13 protein-coding genes are annotated in these 14,749 nt (G+C 56.6%); 2 read left to right on the top strand and 11 right to left on the bottom strand.

What is annotated here, in order from left to right; all coding sequences use genetic code 11:
* Positions 1-54: 54 nt before the first annotated feature.
* The 11 genes from EM6_RS16500 to EM6_RS16450 all read right to left on the bottom strand — a co-directional run bounded on the left by EM6_RS16500 (position 55) and on the right by EM6_RS16450 (position 11,462).
* Positions 55-555 carry a hypothetical protein gene (locus tag EM6_RS16500; RefSeq protein ID WP_126424247.1) on the bottom strand — a complete coding sequence of 167 codons (501 nt, stop codon included), beginning with the start codon at positions 553-555 and terminating at the stop codon, positions 55-57.
* A gap of 45 nt (positions 556-600) precedes the next feature.
* A complete protein-coding gene (locus tag EM6_RS16495; RefSeq protein WP_126424246.1) occupies positions 601-3,201 on the bottom strand; it encodes a hypothetical protein in 2,601 nt (866 codons plus the stop codon).
* A gap of 1 nt (position 3,202) precedes the next feature.
* The gene (locus tag EM6_RS16490) at positions 3,203-3,964 is read right to left on the bottom strand and encodes a hypothetical protein (protein ID WP_126424245.1); all 762 of its coding nucleotides are present in this window, start codon (positions 3,962-3,964) and stop codon (positions 3,203-3,205) included.
* Entirely contained in the window at positions 3,955-5,769 is a 1,815-nt protein-coding gene (locus EM6_RS16485) for an NAD(P)-binding protein (RefSeq protein ID WP_126424244.1), read from the bottom strand. Before EM6_RS16485 ends, EM6_RS16490 begins: the two co-directional genes overlap by 10 nt.
* A 617-nt stretch (positions 5,770-6,386) precedes the next feature.
* Positions 6,387-7,025, bottom strand: a complete 639-nt coding sequence (locus tag EM6_RS16480) for a GntR family transcriptional regulator (protein WP_126424243.1) — start codon at positions 7,023-7,025, stop codon at positions 6,387-6,389.
* A 112-nt stretch (positions 7,026-7,137) separates the two neighbouring features.
* Positions 7,138-8,868: a relaxase/mobilization nuclease domain-containing protein gene (locus EM6_RS16475; protein ID WP_331876985.1), complete on the bottom strand. Its 1,731-nt coding sequence runs from the start codon at positions 8,866-8,868 to the stop codon at positions 7,138-7,140.
* A 169-nt stretch (positions 8,869-9,037) separates the two neighbouring features.
* A complete protein-coding gene (locus EM6_RS16470) occupies positions 9,038-9,706 on the bottom strand; it encodes a lytic transglycosylase domain-containing protein (RefSeq protein WP_126424242.1) in 669 nt (222 codons plus the stop codon).
* Positions 9,703-10,050: a DUF736 domain-containing protein gene (locus tag EM6_RS16465; RefSeq protein ID WP_126424241.1), complete on the bottom strand. Its 348-nt coding sequence runs from the start codon at positions 10,048-10,050 to the stop codon at positions 9,703-9,705. The genes EM6_RS16470 and EM6_RS16465 overlap by 4 nt, the downstream gene beginning before the upstream one ends.
* Positions 10,051-10,066: 16 nt before the next feature.
* The gene (locus EM6_RS16460) at positions 10,067-10,639 is read right to left on the bottom strand and encodes a S26 family signal peptidase (protein WP_126424240.1); all 573 of its coding nucleotides are present in this window, start codon (positions 10,637-10,639) and stop codon (positions 10,067-10,069) included.
* Positions 10,636-10,914 carry a helix-turn-helix transcriptional regulator gene (locus EM6_RS16455; RefSeq protein WP_126424239.1) on the bottom strand — a complete coding sequence of 93 codons (279 nt, stop codon included), beginning with the start codon at positions 10,912-10,914 and terminating at the stop codon, positions 10,636-10,638. The genes EM6_RS16460 and EM6_RS16455 overlap by 4 nt, the downstream gene beginning before the upstream one ends.
* Positions 10,915-11,138: 224 nt before the next feature.
* Complete coding sequence (locus tag EM6_RS16450; RefSeq protein WP_126424238.1) at positions 11,139-11,462, bottom strand: DUF736 domain-containing protein; 324 nt, start codon at positions 11,460-11,462, stop codon at positions 11,139-11,141.
* A 414-nt stretch (positions 11,463-11,876) separates the two neighbouring features.
* On the opposite strand from EM6_RS16450, the gene EM6_RS16445 reads away from it, so the two are divergent.
* Together EM6_RS16445 and EM6_RS16440 are read left to right on the top strand one after the other, a co-directional pair.
* Complete coding sequence (locus tag EM6_RS16445; RefSeq protein ID WP_126424237.1) at positions 11,877-13,406, top strand: hypothetical protein; 1,530 nt, start codon at positions 11,877-11,879, stop codon at positions 13,404-13,406.
* A gap of 10 nt (positions 13,407-13,416) precedes the next feature.
* On the top strand, positions 13,417-14,742 hold the full coding sequence (locus EM6_RS16440; protein ID WP_126424236.1) for a putative DNA binding domain-containing protein: 1,326 nt from the start codon (positions 13,417-13,419) through the stop codon (positions 14,740-14,742).
* Positions 14,743-14,749 lie beyond the last annotated feature (7 nt).

Raw genomic sequence — 14,749 nt, 5'->3', positions numbered from 1 at the left:
AATTGAGTCAGAGCCCTTTTTGCACACCGATCTACAATCTCGCGGGACAAGTGTCTAAGAAAGAGGCGAGGTAATGGGCATCAAATTTGAAAAAAAGGCCATAACTGTGGTGTTTAGCAGCAGAAAATGGCCGCCACCAGCGTAGAAGATAATGTTGACGATCAAAGCCAAGGTCAAAGCAATGGTTGCTTTGAGCGCAAACTGATACCGCTTGCGTCGGGCCGTCGTCACCTCTACTAGTCGGGTCAGCGGATCACCGCGTGAGGCCTTGAAGGTGGAACCGTCGGAGGCCCAGATTGCTGACAGACAGAGAACACCGATCAGCAGATACCCGATGATTTCCGCAAGGACGATTACATCATAGGCACCTGATGGGGTGCGGCCAAAGGTGACCAGGAATCCCGTCGAAATGGCGACCATAATTGAAACATGGGTCAACAAGGCTGAGGCTTTTGCATTTAGGGCTTCAGCGCCCCGTATCACACTTTGGCCGTGCGCGGTGGACGCTATATCGACCGATATCTGTGTGTAACGCATGTGATCGTCGTCTGCCATTTGCTCTCTCCCATGGTGACAGGGGCGGGGGCTCACCGATGCACCTCACCCCAACGAGATTGGTAGGTCTTCCCGAACTTCGGTGAGGCTGAGATATAGGGCGCGATCGAGACGAAGGGTGAACTGGATATCGTCCGGTATTTCCGTCTTCAGATTAATGCCATGCGGAAGCTCCAGGCCACTAAACGAGGCGTAGAGGAGAAGCTCCTCGCGCAGAAGCGGGGCGGATGTCGGACCATCGGGTTTAGTAAATGCGACCAGAATTTCGGTGACAAATTTATCGACGTGGGAAGATCGGAGTGCAGGGACCAAGGGTATGTCCTGACGGCATAGCAGACGGAGACAAAAGGTGGCAGCATAGTTGACGGCGACTTGCGCCTTAACCCGCTTTAAGACTTTGAGGGTGGATTCCTGACCTTCTCCGAGAAAGGGGAAACCGGCCAGTTTCGACAGGCAGCTGTCGAGGAGTTTGTCAGCTTGGTCGAGTGCTTCGGAGACAATTTTTAACTGGTCTCCCCGCATGTCAACGTCAGGCGGACGCAGTCCGAGGGCCGCTCCGACCTTAGGAATAAGCGTAGCCGCATAGAATAGATTGAGAGCCGCCAACTCGGACTCGGCTCTGACCGTGCGTAGGGCCTCTTCAATATCCAGTGCTGCGCGCTCACTGTGAAACTCGATGCAAACCGTCAAAAGGCCCGCAGCTTCTTTGAACTGGCGTGCAATTGCCGTTTGGGTGTCGAGTCGCGCGGTTGGGCCGGTTGAGCCGATCTTAAAGCGTTTTGTGACAGCGCACAGGAAGTAGTATTCCGCCTGTTCAACGGTGTGAACACTGGTTGGGGGCATGGCATTGGCCTTGGCCCACATCAGGCATAGGTCTGCGTATTGTTCGGCTTCTGCCCATTTTTCGGAAACCAAACACAACCAACCCGCCATTGAGAAGGTTGCGGCAGGGTCTGCGCCAATAACTTCCCATTGGTCATCCGTAATGGGTAAGGCCGCGCGTGCTTGCGAAAGTGACTGATTTAATATGGCTGCCAGATTGGTTTCGGTTGACCCTGCGAGTTTTCCCATGAACACGATTGGTGCGCGCGGTCGCACATCATGCTTTTCCAGGCGCCAGTCTTTGATGAACCGCAGAGCGAGGGGAAGGGAGAAATGCCGGCTACTCTCTATGGCGGTCTGGATTTTCGCCTGGATGTATGTGCGGAAGGCTTGCTCATAGACTTCCGGATGGGGTTGGTTGATTTCGGGGAGGGCACGCTCCCATTCATCAAGTCTCGCTCGAACATATTCATCGGCCAAACCCAGAGTCGTTCGCTCAACAAGCCGTAGTTCGGCCATGATCCTGTCGAGTGCCGCCCTTTTTTGCGACGAATCTTCCTTTCGCATGACCTCAGTAAGCGCCTTGAAGGTCTCCACTTCTATCAGATTCTGAGGCTCCTTGAGATACAGAGAGGCTGCCGTCTTGCGTTGCGAGGGTGCGAGATTTTTGGCCAGCCCTAAGCCGCGATCAATGGTCAGCATTAAGGGGACCAGTGCCGTCTTCAAGAGCATACGGACTTTATAGAACAGGCCTTTGACATTGTCGCCCAGCGCGTTTGACGAGTCCGCCATGTTGTAGAGCGGGGCGTATTGTGCCAGACGTCGGACGACAAAGGGGGGACGGATCGCATCATCAAGCTTCAGGTCGGTATACCAGCGGCGATAGGCATCGAAGATTAGGTCGTCTGCGGTAATAAAAACCAGCCTTTCGTCAAGGTCTTCAGCCGCCTCGGCCGCCCATTCGACATGCGCCAGGCTCTTGGCATCGTCGGCAAGGGCCTCGGGGCGCCGGGCCTTCTTTTTATCTTTCATCCGCTCGCGTCTGAGCCGCACTTCCCAGACACTGGCATGCGCGTCAAATCTGCTCCGGTCTTGTCTGATGTGATATTTTCGCGGGAGGAGTCGAATCCGTTGGCTTATGGCGGTCTCAAGAAGCCGGTTGATCTGATCGATCTTTTCCAACTCATTATCGTGACATAAAACATTCAGAAGGAGGCGGTTTGCCACGAAAGGATTTAGTTCAGCTGGCTTCAAGAGTCCGAGATTGAGCAGATTGTCCACGTCTTGGCTCAGCAAAGCATCAAGCTCGGCCAGCTTGGAAGTCAGGTCCTCGCTCGGATTATCGAGGAAGGCTTTGGCTTCCCGGATTTGCTTGAAGCGGGTCTTAGGATCGCGTTGATCCGAAACAGAGCTCTTCCAGAGCGTCCGCGTCAATTCGGTTAGTCTGCGGGCATACTCGTAGAAGTGCCACTCGGTCATGTAGATGTAGCTGTCACCTGAGCGGGGAAAGCGGGTCGAGAAAAGGTACTCCGTTGTCAGAAGAGCGGTTTGGGGGACAATAGCCTTCAGGCGTCCCAATTCTTCGGGATCAGTGATTCCGCACATCTTCAACCAGGCCTCGGAATGGAGGCTGAGTTGTTCACCACGCTCGTCGAGGGGGTCGATAAAGAGTTCAAAGACGTTCGAGTCAAAAACGTAAACCGTTTCGGTGGGGCGTATTGCCAGTTGTGCTTCGGAATCCGCCATGTTCCGGTCGATGTCTATACTGAGGTCGACGAGTTTCAGTTGGTAACGCAAAAGGTCGGCGAGGGCGGTAGAATCCATGTCAGACCTCCTCGAGTTCATCGGAGAATTTAACTTCAGTCAGCTTGAATATCCGGTCCTTGGATTCACTTTCGATGGTTTCATTTGACCTTAGGACGTCAAGGACAAAATCCATCGTTCGCAAGGACTGCGAATTTGCGGTCGGCGCGACCGAAACCGCAGTCTCGGGGAACAGTTGGGCTTCCCATTCCGGGGGGCAGATAATTGAAAGGCCTTCGGCATTGGTAAAGTCTGCCAGTGGAATGGCGACGGCTTTGTTCCTGGATATTGCCAGTATTAGGCCCGCAACATCGAAAATCGAATCAGGTTTGTTGCGATCAATTGTCAGCACTAATCCGCCAAGCAGGGATTCGCATAGTTTGCTGAGAGGCTTCTTGGCATCTTGGTCGAAAGTGATTTCTAACAGGTTGCGTACGACATATTGCTGCTCGTCGCTTACCAGACGTATCGCGCCGCGCAGCGCCGTCACTTTGCCGGTAATTCGATGTCCGTTTGGGGTGAGCAGTTGCGCACCCTGGTTCATCACTCGGAGCACCGAGGCGCACTTCAGTCTATTGCTGCCGAAGTCACCTTCGCAGGGTGTGGCGACCAGAAGGGCTTTTGAGTCTATTGGGCTGCTGAATTCAGCGGTGCCAGTGAGAAAGTCCGAGGATGGGGCAACGCTTAATCCGACGAAAGCGTTCGACTTGTCCGCACAAATCACATGCGGCACAGGAAAGCGTGATAGCGGGGCGGTGTCCGGACGTGTTGACGTTATCGACATAGTGAGAACGTCTCAGTTTCGCTGAATCTGGCGCAGGATGAAATGCCGAACAAATCAACTGGCATGTCGATGCCGAGAGTTGCCGCGCAATGAGACGATGGCTCAGCCTGCTCGACGATCTTATGATATGCGTACGCTGAGCCATCATAATCAACGGCATATCGATCGTCGATTTCAGCAATCATACTCTGTACATATGGTAGGCGAACGTCCAGCGCCTTTGCCGTCGTCGACGCCTTTCGCAGTGTACGGGTTTCGTGGATGTTGATCCGGTCGGCGAGCATGATTTGGCGCAAGCGCAAGCTTTGCTGCTCGGTACTGTCGATGATCGTACGGTGATGCGCTTCCGGACCATGACGCGGAATAATGATTGTCTTCGGTCCGCTGTGTACTTTCTGATGATCGGTGAATTCAATCCAGCTTTTGGAATGGGTCTTGTTCGTGAAATAGGTTCCCGTTCTGTAGGTTATCCGGTTGTCTTGAAGGGCGTGGGCAATGAGCAATTTGTGGATGGGGGCCGCGTTAGGTACGAAGGGGTGGGCGACGCGAGCGGCCAGGAAAACCCGACCCGACAATGAGATTTTTTTTACAGATTTCATCAGAAGGTCGTTCGCTTCCCGATAAGCAGGCGGGTCATCCGGTTTCGGGTTCAATAGCGCTTTTGCCTGTGCCGTATATACGTCGTTTAGGTGACTGCAGACCGAGGCGTTTTCATAGGCTGAACGCATGTCTTGGGGGTTTTCCGAAAGGATCGACCGCGCCCACATCAGAGCGGTCCTTTCCGCTGCCTTGATCGCTTCGGCTATCGGCGTGTCATACAAGAGATTGGCGATGGCAATGGTAATCCATCCATTTTGAAAATCGCCGTGGACGATACGAAGCGCATCGATAAGCCCTCCATCACCGCATCCAGTTACATAGAACTCGGTCTTATCGGCTTTCTCTGGCAGGGCTTTATCGCGCTTTTCGATCAGTTCATCAGGCGTCCAGTAGGATATGCCGTCTTTTTTGGCGTCCGAATTTTCGGCACCGTACCCGGTCGTGACGAGAACAAGATCGAAATTAAGGTCCGCCATCCAGGGATAGACCTCATCTGCGGAGAGCCGACCCTCTTTTGAACCGGCGTTGCGCGTGTATCCGTTGATCTTCGCGCCGACGGTTTGTTTCAAGGGATGCTCGGGAGGATTGTCTGCCTGACAGTCGAACGGTTCAAGGGTTTCCGCCCATTCGCGCTTCAGATTGGCAATGATCCGGTCGCAACTGGCGGCGCACCAGTCGAATACCGGCAGGTTCGTGCTCAGTTGGGGTTTTTCATGTGGCCATAGAGTAATGGACGGATGAATAAGCCTATGGTCGGCGGCCTTTTGTCGATGCAGGATTTCTGCATTGGCCTCGAACAGGTGGACGTGAGCACCGTAGTGTCGCAAGACAGCGCATGCCATAAGGCCGGCTAACCCAGCTCCGACCACAGCAACGCGCATTTCGGGTTTGATTTTGTCTTCAAGGGCTAAGATGAGGTCGAGAGCGCGATATTGTTGCGAAGCGAAACTCACCCTCTGCGCATAGGTTCCCACGAAATAGCAGTCTATACGCGTGTGGAGGAATGCGGCCTCGAGCATTTGATCGCGATGCACTTGGCTGCCTTTTTCGCGCTTTGCCTGATCCATCCGTAAGCCCGCCCCCGAGATCACTCCACATCCGGTTGTGGAGCCTATCCCTGTCATTAATTTTTCACAACGGCGTTTCTTGATAGTTGAGACGGAAGAAACTCCGCACGCGGCAAATTTGCCACAGGTGGTGGTCACCCCTTTTCTCGGGACCGACGGATTGTCGCAGGCGGGCTTAGGGGCTCCCTTACTAAAAGTTTTAAGTTGCTTTTCAGCGCATCAGGGCTGAGATTCTCGCCTTAGACCAAGGACGCACTAGCTCGCTCGCACTTGAGCGGGTAAGTTTGCAACATTGTTGTCAGCCGAACCGACTTTTATAACCTGGCGCGGCCGGATGTTCCTATCGGTCGCGATTTTTATGTCGAAGTTGGCTCTGTGAGGCACCACTCAGACCGCGCTGTGGGGCGGATATGGCGACCCTATTGCGTGTGATCACGTCAAGGCAGCATTGGGCCTAGAAAACAGAAGCTGGGTGCCGAAAGATTAGAATTCTCAGCTTGACCGACGACGTGAATGATTCTGCGCCCTAGGGAAATATGTTTACACTTGATGCCTGCTTGGCTGTCTTGTTGAGTTTTCAGCTCACACAAATTTAAGCACAACAATTTTTTGAATCGAAAAATTTGAAACAAATTCAGTTGTGTAATAGAGATTCGATCAGGCTCATAACCTGAAGGTTCAAAACCACCGTATGTTCCCGCAAAGTTTGATTCGGTTGCTACCGGACCGATCGCGCGAACGGTAAAAACCAAATTTCAGGTGCTACTCATGGTGCTGTGTCGCTTGGTGCGAAGTTGCGCGGCAATTTCGGGGATATGTTGCCGCAGCGTTTGACCAAAGCTCAGGAGGTGGGCTTCAAGGCCTTGGAGGTCGCCGTTTATCCATAGAGCGGCCATCGCCTCTTGGTCGGGGCGCACATTTGGTAAAAGTCTGGTTCCGCTCTCTCTCAGGAAGGCGAGGCGGTTGCCGGCCCGCTCGATCCACTGGCTCAGTTCATCATGGCCTGAAAAGACGGCAATATCCCGGAACAGGCCATCGATGGCGGCCACGGGATTGGCCGCGTTCTGGCAAATAGCCTCACGCAGGGCGGCCGAATTACCAATCTGCGCGAAGCGAATAGCGATCAACTGGAGCGCTTCTCTGACGGCGAACAGGTCCTGCAACGTGCTTTCCGTCAACGGGCGCATAAAGAAACCCTGCCGGGGATGGCCTTCAACCAATTCCTCCCCGGCCAGCTTATAAAGGGCTAATCGGACCGTCGTGATGCTAATGGCAAGCGCGCTTGCCATGGCATTGACATCGATCCACTCCCCGGGTGCCAGTCTGCCAGAGAGCACTTCCTGTTTCACCGCCTCATAGGCTTGCATGGCCTTCAGAGGGCTCTGCTTCGCCATACGCAACCTCCTTCCCGACGCAGGCCTCTTCAACGGGGCGAGCGCATTGAATAAACAACATATAGTGTAGTGACCTGCGAGGATTTCAACAATGGGTTAAATCGCGCGGCTGTCACATTGGGATTTCGATGCCTCTTGAGCGACTGATGTCCCAGGCTATGGATCCGTTTGCCCGCTTCTGCCCCGTCACCCATTCACCGATGGAGTCCGAAAGTGCCGGCGACCACGGAACGAGCTGTAGACCCTGACCGGTATCGAGCAGAGCATATCGGCGGGCGGTCGCATCGACCGTGTCCACGAGGCGGCCGGCGACAGATGGGTTGGCTGCGTATTCAAGGACATGCCGTCCAAAGCGCTCGGAGACGTGTCTGCACACCGCCCGATAGTCCTCGTTTTCAAGGCGGTTCAGGAGGTCAGGCGGATACCGAGCCTCGCCCCCGTAGTCCTGCGCGAGGCCCCTGACTGCGAGAACGGACTGTCTTAAAGATTGCGCTTCTCGTGCCTCTGCACCGAAGCCAGCGCGGGCCCACGACGCCGAAGATCCATCCATGGTCGAATGATCAAGCCACGTCGGGCCGGTAGCATCAACCTGCGCCTTCAGGTCGAGATCGGAAGCGACCACTAACCGCGGCGGACGGTCTTCGGTTGCCCCTCGCAGTGTAACGATAGCACCTGGCCTCGCGCTGGTGGTGGCTTCCAGCGATGGAAAGGAGAGATGGTGCGTTCGGCCATCGACACCGTCGATTACCGCATAGGCGGTCCCTTTCAATTCATCGTCGAGCCCCCGGTCGAGGAGCCTCCCGGTCAGGTCAGGCACCAGGCTTTCCTGACCCCAGGCCAGCCTATCCGAAGATCGGGCGGTTTCATTCTCTTTCAGCGCGCGGTGGATGCGTTTGATGATGTCGCCGTGTTCCCCCAGGGCTCGCAGAGTCTCTTCGGTTTCTGGCGCAAGCACCCATTGGCCGGGCGCAAACTGTTCCGCCAGTCCCAAAGCCTCGAGCTTTCGGACCCGGCCGGCTTTGAGCACGTGGAAGGGGTCCGGGTCTTTAAGGGCGAGGTCCACATATCCGAAGTGATAGGCGTCGCGTAGAAGCTGACGGTCAAGCTGCGTAAACCGCTCGGATTCGATCTGGCGATGGAGACTCTTTCGAATATCAACATCCGTTCGCGGTCCCAGCTCATCGGTGAGCAGGGCCTGCGCCCGGGCCCGCATGCCCTCGCGGATGTAGTCGCGACTGATGACGAGGTCCTCGCCGAGGTCTGTTTTCCCGCGTAAAATGACATGCACGTGCGGGTGCTCGGTATTCCAGTGCGCCACGCCAACCCAGTCGAGTTTTGTGCCGAGATCGGTTTCGGCCTGGCGAATCAGGTCGCGTGTGAACTGCCGAATATCAGCGAGTTCAGTCGCGTCTTCCGGAGATATGATGAAGCGGAAATGATGACGGTCGTAGGCGCAGGTGTCAGCAAACGCGGTGCGGTCGACCTGATCGGCGTCGCGCCCGAACAGGACGGCCTTTTCTCCGTCTTGTGTGACGCCTTCGCGCTGGAGATACCTCAGATGCGCGGTGAGCGCGTTAGGGTTCCGACGATGCCGGACGACGCGCGCCTTGATGACGGCGAGACGGCTTCGCTGCGTGAGGAGTCGATTGGCAATCAGGGTCGCCCGGCGACCGCGGCCAAAGCCCTTAGCCTTTCGGGAGAGGCCCCCATTCTTCAAAGTCGCGCCTGCCTTCTGCGCCGCGGCGAGCGCCTGAGCGATGAATGGGCGTTGACGCTGGATCGAACGGGCCCGGATTCGACCGGGGCGGATTTCGAATTCGTTTTCTTCATCCATCGGGGTCATGCCTCACATTATCGTTAATTCTTTCAGAGGGTTACGCGTCGGAAGCCTCAACGTAGATCAGCGGAGCCTCACCCTGAGGCAAGGCAAGTTGTTGATTTAAAATCGAAATATGATCGCTCAAAGCCCCGCAGCCTCTCTCTTCTTTTATCCTGCCTCTCTCTTAGGCCCCTCATTGGCCTGGAACCCCCTGGGTTTCGACGTCCTCCGCCCGGCGCGAAGCGACGGGCGCGGCCGCGACGAAGGGGCTGGCCTCAGACGGAAAGAGCGACGAAGGGGTTGGGGATGGAGCGTTATCAGTTGAGGCAAACAGCGCGGCGCTACGCCAGGGCAGGGCCTGAGGTTTGGCGCAGACCGGTCCATTCTTGTGCAACTCCGCTCCCAGCCGCTGCTCGATTTTGCGTATATAGAGGACGGTTTCCGTGGGCAGAGGCTGACCGGTTTTAAGGCTCAATTCATACCGGCCGGGGCCCGCATTATAGGCTGCCAGAAAGCCGGGGGCGCCGTAACGGATGCACATATCCTTGAGGTAGGCCGTACCTGCGAGTACGTTATCGCGGACGTTATGCACGTCGGCGCCCAGGCCATATCGGACGCGCAAGTCTTCCCAGGTTTGTGGCATGAGTTGCATAAGACCCGATGCGCCTTTCGGGGAAATGGCTTTCGGGTTACCGGCGCTTTCCACCTCCAGGACGGCCCAGATCCATGCTTGCGGAACATCGAATCTATTGCTGGCATATTGTACGGCGGCGGCCACCTCACCGTCATTGAAGCGAGGCGCTTCTGTGCCAGAGACCTGTCCGATGACGGCAATAAGGCTCAGTGCCGTCGGCGCGATCATGATGCGTCCTCAGGCTTTGCTCTGCGCGTCTCTTCGCGTTTCCAGATGAGCGTCCAGACCTTCTTGTCGTCGTCTTTCTGGAAGAGGTTTGCACGCAAAGGGGCCGCCAGTGTGGGATCATCGAGGAGGAGTGACAGATACTCCCCGACGCGGTCACCGGTACGTTTCCAGGCGGCCCCGACTTCCGGTCCGTCGGCGTCTTTCAGGTGAATGGTGTAACTCGGGGATGACCCCGTGGACGGGTTGGCGACCGGCACGAGTACAATATGGCGGTCGATTAGGAGGGTGCGGATGTCTCCCGTGAAGAGGCCGCGCAGGCGCGTGAACTGACCAATTTGGGGCATGGGCGGGGTCTTTCTTTCAACGATGTGTGGGGAAGGCTGCGGGTGCCAGGGAAGGCTCTTCTGTGAGGAGGGGATGCGCCGTTCCGAGGATGTTTTGAGTGGGGATTGGGCCGAAGTATCGCCCATCGAAGCTGTCCGGGTTTTGTGAATTCATGAGGAAAACCTCGTCGTTGCGCAGACGATGACAACCCTGCCAGACGGGTAGAGGACGGCCCTTCAGATCGACGGCCTTAGCGACCCCACGCGCTTTCCCATTGACGAAAATCGTGTCGCCGTGTCGGCACACCGCCGCTTCGGGGCCAGCGGCGACCGGTTTGATCAGGGGGATGTCGGTAGGCAAATAGCCGCGTTTTGATGCCAGATGCGCCACCGGTTCTGGCAAATGGACGACGAGGAGGGTTCCAGGGTCCAGGCTGATCTCCCGGGAGACCATATAAAGTCCCCGCGGCACACTGCTGGTCGCATTCCAAAGAACCACCTTTTGACGGGAAACGGTGCTTGCCGCAATCAGTATAAGCCCAGTGGCGGTCATCAGGGCCAGGACAGGGCGTGATATCCGGCGATGGGGCGGGCAGAGGGGTCGCGTCATTTTTTTTTGCCCTTCCGCCGGTGCTTTTTCTTTTTGTGGTGAGTGGGTTTGATCGGCTTATCGACCTTGTCCGCTGTTGAGCGGCGCCCGCCACGTTTGACCCACTTGAGCAGGTCGGCGGCGGCGTAGACCACCCGACCACCGAGTTTGCTATAATAAGGACCGGTGCCGTTGCAGCGATGCTTTTCGAGGGTGCGCCCGGATAAGCCGAGCAGGCGCGCCGCCTCGGGCGTCCTGAGGAACCGTTGAAGCGGCCCGGAATGTGCCGTTGCCATTTACGCTCCTTTCATCGCGAAACGGTTCGCGATTACCGAAGAGTAGGCCTGTGGATAACCTTGAGGGAGTCGCGGCAACTTCGGATGGAATCGAGAGGCAAGCGACATAGAAAAAGCCCGAAATCTTAGAAGAATTCGGGCTTTCTCACCCGGACGGGTGAGGCATTGGGGATGACAGCAGGCAGCATTCAAGCCCCGGCCACGAGGGCCGGGGCCTGGCCTGTTTAGTCGTTGCTGCGGCGTACCGGGCGCGACCAGATCAGGCTGTAGGTATCGCTATCTTCGTCGTCAAAGAGGTTGGCGAAGATCGGACCGCTGAACGATGGGTCATCCAGCTTGAGGCTCAGATAGGCGCGGCCTTCGCTGGACTTTTTGGTCCAGGCGGCGCCGATTTCAGCGCGGCCCACCATGACGCGGTGGGTGGGGGCGTTCTCGCCGGAAGCGCGGGCGTCGGGAATGATGCGAACGCCGCGGGCTTGAACCGAGAGGGTGACGATTTCGCCATTGAACTCGTTATTGGACTTCTTGAAGGTGCCGATGGTAGCCATGTGAAACTCTCCTTTTCAGTTTCGAGCCGCACCATTGCGGCCTCGATGGGGATCGTTTGACGCAGGCGATCGGCGACGCAGCCCGATAGGGCCTTGACAGCTAAGTCGGGCTTTTTTGTCTCGCGAGGAATGGCGGCGCAGCCGGCAGGGGAAAAAAGTCCGACGCCGCTGTTGCGTCTCAGGCGATCGAGGCGCAGCCGGCCTGCGGCTAGATCAATCCATTGAGAGGCCGTTTGGAGCGCTGGATGTGATGGAGAGTTTCCTGGCAACGGTGCCTTATCTCAGGCCGACAAGTGTAAGTTGGAATGTCCAGTGAGTGGTTGAGATGCGGATGTTGACAATCGGTGCGGGAGTGGTGAACTGAACAAGGCCCTCAGACGGGGTTTCCAAGGGCGAGAGCGATGGGGAGGGAAGATGCCTGATATCCAGATTGACATGTTCGAGGTCCAGCTTGGGGCAGCGATACTGCTTCAGTTCCGCCTCGATGGCAGAACAGTTCGGGTCCTCGCGGATGCTGGGGTCAAGGCACCGAAATATCCACCGACACATGTGCGCGACAAATTGATTGCCTTACTGCCTCCCGATGACCGGCGGATCGATCTGATCATTGGCACCCATTACGACGAGGATCACCTAAACGGCTTGGCTCCTGTGATTGACGATTCGCGCTTCGAGGTCGGCGAGGCGTGGCTGCCGCCGGTAGCCAACGACACGCAGGTATTCCCACTCGACCTCGCCTTGACGGCAGCGAACCTGCTGCCCCACCAGTTTGCATCCGAAGCAGGTGAGGCGACGTTCCAGTCTTATATCGATCGAAAACGTGCTGACATCAGTGGCCTCCGCGTCGTTGGGCTGAAGGGAAATGAAGAGGCGTACAAGTTTGAAGCGCAGCATTTCGCTGACCACCATGGCGACGAGCTTGCATTTTTCAGGTTTCACGCGGGGCGCGAGGACGAGCAATGCGGTCATTGCAACAACCTAGACGCCGAACTTCCAGACGAGCTTGATGAACTCGTTGATATTCAGCTTCGTCGGATGAATAGTGTCTACCGTTTTGCTGGGGAGACAACCTTCAAGGACCTGGCGGCGAATCTCGAACACACAATGAGCCCCAACTCGGAAATCGCCGCTGCGCAGTTTCGAACGGTCGATAATATTCGAAAGGGCGTGGCTGAAGACGCAATCAACGCGAAAGCGTTATTCGACGTTGTAAAGGCGCTTCAACGACGTTCGATCCCATTTAAAACCGAGATTGTGCCTGATGGTACGCCGCGGTTCTACCGCTGGAACGCGACGACGGGGAAATTTACGCTAAGTCGGGACACTGGCGACGGGCTGGCGTTTACACTGCTCGGTCCGTCGCAGTCACTCGTCCGCAAACATCGCGACCGACTTCCGGTCGTGGAATACGCTAAGGCGGCGTTCTTCTTCCTAGGTGAAATCCGGAGCATCACGCCGAGCAACCAACTCAGCTATATCGGTTGTTTCCAGTTTGCGGGGCAGCGCATCCTCGTATCGGGCGATGCGGGATGCGTGGACTTCAAACAGGACAACAAGAGCTATTACCCGCAATTGCTGGCGCAATTAAAGCCCCTGCATGTGGTACAGGTTGCCCATCATGGTGGCAACAATGCCCATTTCTATCGGGTGCTCTCTGCCGCCGAGTACGAGAAGCAGGATGACGTCTCCTACCTACTGCTTTCGCATGCGGAGAACGACAGAACGCGACCCTCAGACGTATTTCATGACTTCCTTCTCACCGCCCGAAATGACGGTGACGACATTCGGCTTCTGTTCACGAGCCAGCCCACAAGGGACAAGGTTGTCGACTACCTGGACGCCATCCACCCGACGGTAGGTGCTGTGGCACAAAAGGGCGATGTGCAGTTAGCATTTAAAAACAGCGCCTGGCAGGTAACCCGCCATGCGATCAAGGTGATCTAAGAGCCCCTTCATGCCGACCCTAAAAGACTTAGAACCCCTGCTCACAGAGCCCTGCGAAGACCTGGCAGTCGAGTATAAAGACTGGATCAATCTCACTACCAATGAGCACAAGGCTGTGTTGGCGAAGGCCGCCATCGCCCTGGTCAATCACGGTGGTGGCTTTATCACCATAGGCTTCGCCGAAACGGCTGCCGGACTTACCTCAAATGAACGACCTGCGGCTATCCCAGAAATCACACAGGACGCGGTGAATGCTGCCATTCAGCGATACGCGACCCCAGCATTTCACTGCCGGATGTTCAATGTCACCCACCCTGTCACGGGCATCGTTCATCCGGTCATATCGGTGCCGCCAACCCTGACTGTACCCGTGATGAGCAAGAGGGACTGCAACAATGTGATCAATCAGGCCAGATGCTACATTCGTAAACCGGGTCCGAAAAGCGAGGAGGCCCATACGCCCGAAGAATGGCGCGACCTGCTGAATCGATGTCTCCGGGCCGGCCGAGATGACATGCTGGATGCGATACGCGCCATCGTATCGGGGCGGGTTGAACCGCAGGGCGTAGAGGCCGACAACCGGGCAAGGCTCATCGATTTCTGTACCCTTTCGAAGGCGCGCTGGGAAGAATTGATCGCTGACTTACCGGCCGATGCCCCTTCCCGCATGCCTCTGGGCCGGTATGAACTCGGCTTTGCTCTTTTGGGGGCTACGCCGTTGCCAGGACTCGGTGTGACGCAGGATGCCCTCGACAATGCGCGGCGGATAAAGCTCACCGGCTGGTCGCCGTTTCTACGCATGAGTACGCCTGGATGGGAGCCGTATCCGCACGACGCCTATGTGGAAGCATGGGTGGGTCGTCCTGTAGGTGACCGCATTCGGCAGCCAGCTCATGCGGACTTCTGGCGCGTTTCGCCGGAAGGCATGCTTTATACCGTGCGCGGCTATGCAGAGGACTCGCTTGAGCGCTATGCGCCGGGGGCGGTTTTTGATGTTACACTGCCGGTCTGGCGAGTGGCCGAGGCCCTTCTGTTCGCGCGCAGAATGGCGGAGGCGTTCGAAGGCGTCGACGCCATCGCAATTTGGTGCAAGTTTTCGGGGTTGGCAGGGCGTGCGCTGGTTAGTATGACCGGCGATCAGCCTGTGTTTGGGGACGATGTTTGCCGGACGCCGGAAATCGTCCTCGAAGGGCAGGCGACCCTTGTGCAGATCGATGACACCCTGGTCGAGGTGATGCAACAATTGCTTTCGCCGCTTTACGAGCGCTTCAACTTCTTTCGCCTCGAACAGCGTCTCGTCGAAGGCGAGACGGCGAAGCTCTTGCGGGGGATTTAGTCGGGCC

It is taken from the genome of Asticcacaulis excentricus, assembly GCF_003966695.1.
GTDB lineage: Bacteria > Pseudomonadota > Alphaproteobacteria > Caulobacterales > Caulobacteraceae > Asticcacaulis > Asticcacaulis excentricus_A.
The sequence above is the reverse complement of the archived record's forward strand: the minus strand, read 5'-3'. Positions and strand labels throughout refer to the sequence as shown.

What these genes read in the sequence shown, in the direction of transcription:
- EM6_RS16445 (WP_126424237.1), top strand. Translation starts at nt 11,877, where the DNA reads ATGCCTGATATCCAGATTGACATGTTCGAGGTCCAGCTTGGGGCAGCG.
- EM6_RS16500 (WP_126424247.1), bottom strand. Translation starts at nt 555, where the DNA reads ATGGCAGACGACGATCACATGCGTTACACACAGATATCGGTCGATATA.
- EM6_RS16465 (WP_126424241.1), bottom strand. Translation starts at nt 10,050, where the DNA reads ATGCCCCAAATTGGTCAGTTCACGCGCCTGCGCGGCCTCTTCACGGGA.
- EM6_RS16450 (WP_126424238.1), bottom strand. Translation starts at nt 11,462, where the DNA reads ATGGCTACCATCGGCACCTTCAAGAAGTCCAATAACGAGTTCAATGGC.
- EM6_RS16480 (WP_126424243.1), bottom strand. Translation starts at nt 7,025, where the DNA reads ATGGCGAAGCAGAGCCCTCTGAAGGCCATGCAAGCCTATGAGGCGGTG.
- EM6_RS16460 (WP_126424240.1), bottom strand. Translation starts at nt 10,639, where the DNA reads ATGACGCGACCCCTCTGCCCGCCCCATCGCCGGATATCACGCCCTGTC.
- EM6_RS16440 (WP_126424236.1), top strand. Translation starts at nt 13,417, where the DNA reads ATGCCGACCCTAAAAGACTTAGAACCCCTGCTCACAGAGCCCTGCGAA.
- EM6_RS16495 (WP_126424246.1), bottom strand. Translation starts at nt 3,201, where the DNA reads ATGGATTCTACCGCCCTCGCCGACCTTTTGCGTTACCAACTGAAACTC.
- EM6_RS16490 (WP_126424245.1), bottom strand. Translation starts at nt 3,964, where the DNA reads ATGTCGATAACGTCAACACGTCCGGACACCGCCCCGCTATCACGCTTT.
- EM6_RS16455 (WP_126424239.1), bottom strand. Translation starts at nt 10,914, where the DNA reads ATGGCAACGGCACATTCCGGGCCGCTTCAACGGTTCCTCAGGACGCCC.
- EM6_RS16470 (WP_126424242.1), bottom strand. Translation starts at nt 9,706, where the DNA reads ATGATCGCGCCGACGGCACTGAGCCTTATTGCCGTCATCGGACAGGTC.
- EM6_RS16475 (WP_331876985.1), bottom strand. Translation starts at nt 8,868, where the DNA reads ATGACCCCGATGGATGAAGAAAACGAATTCGAAATCCGCCCCGGTCGA.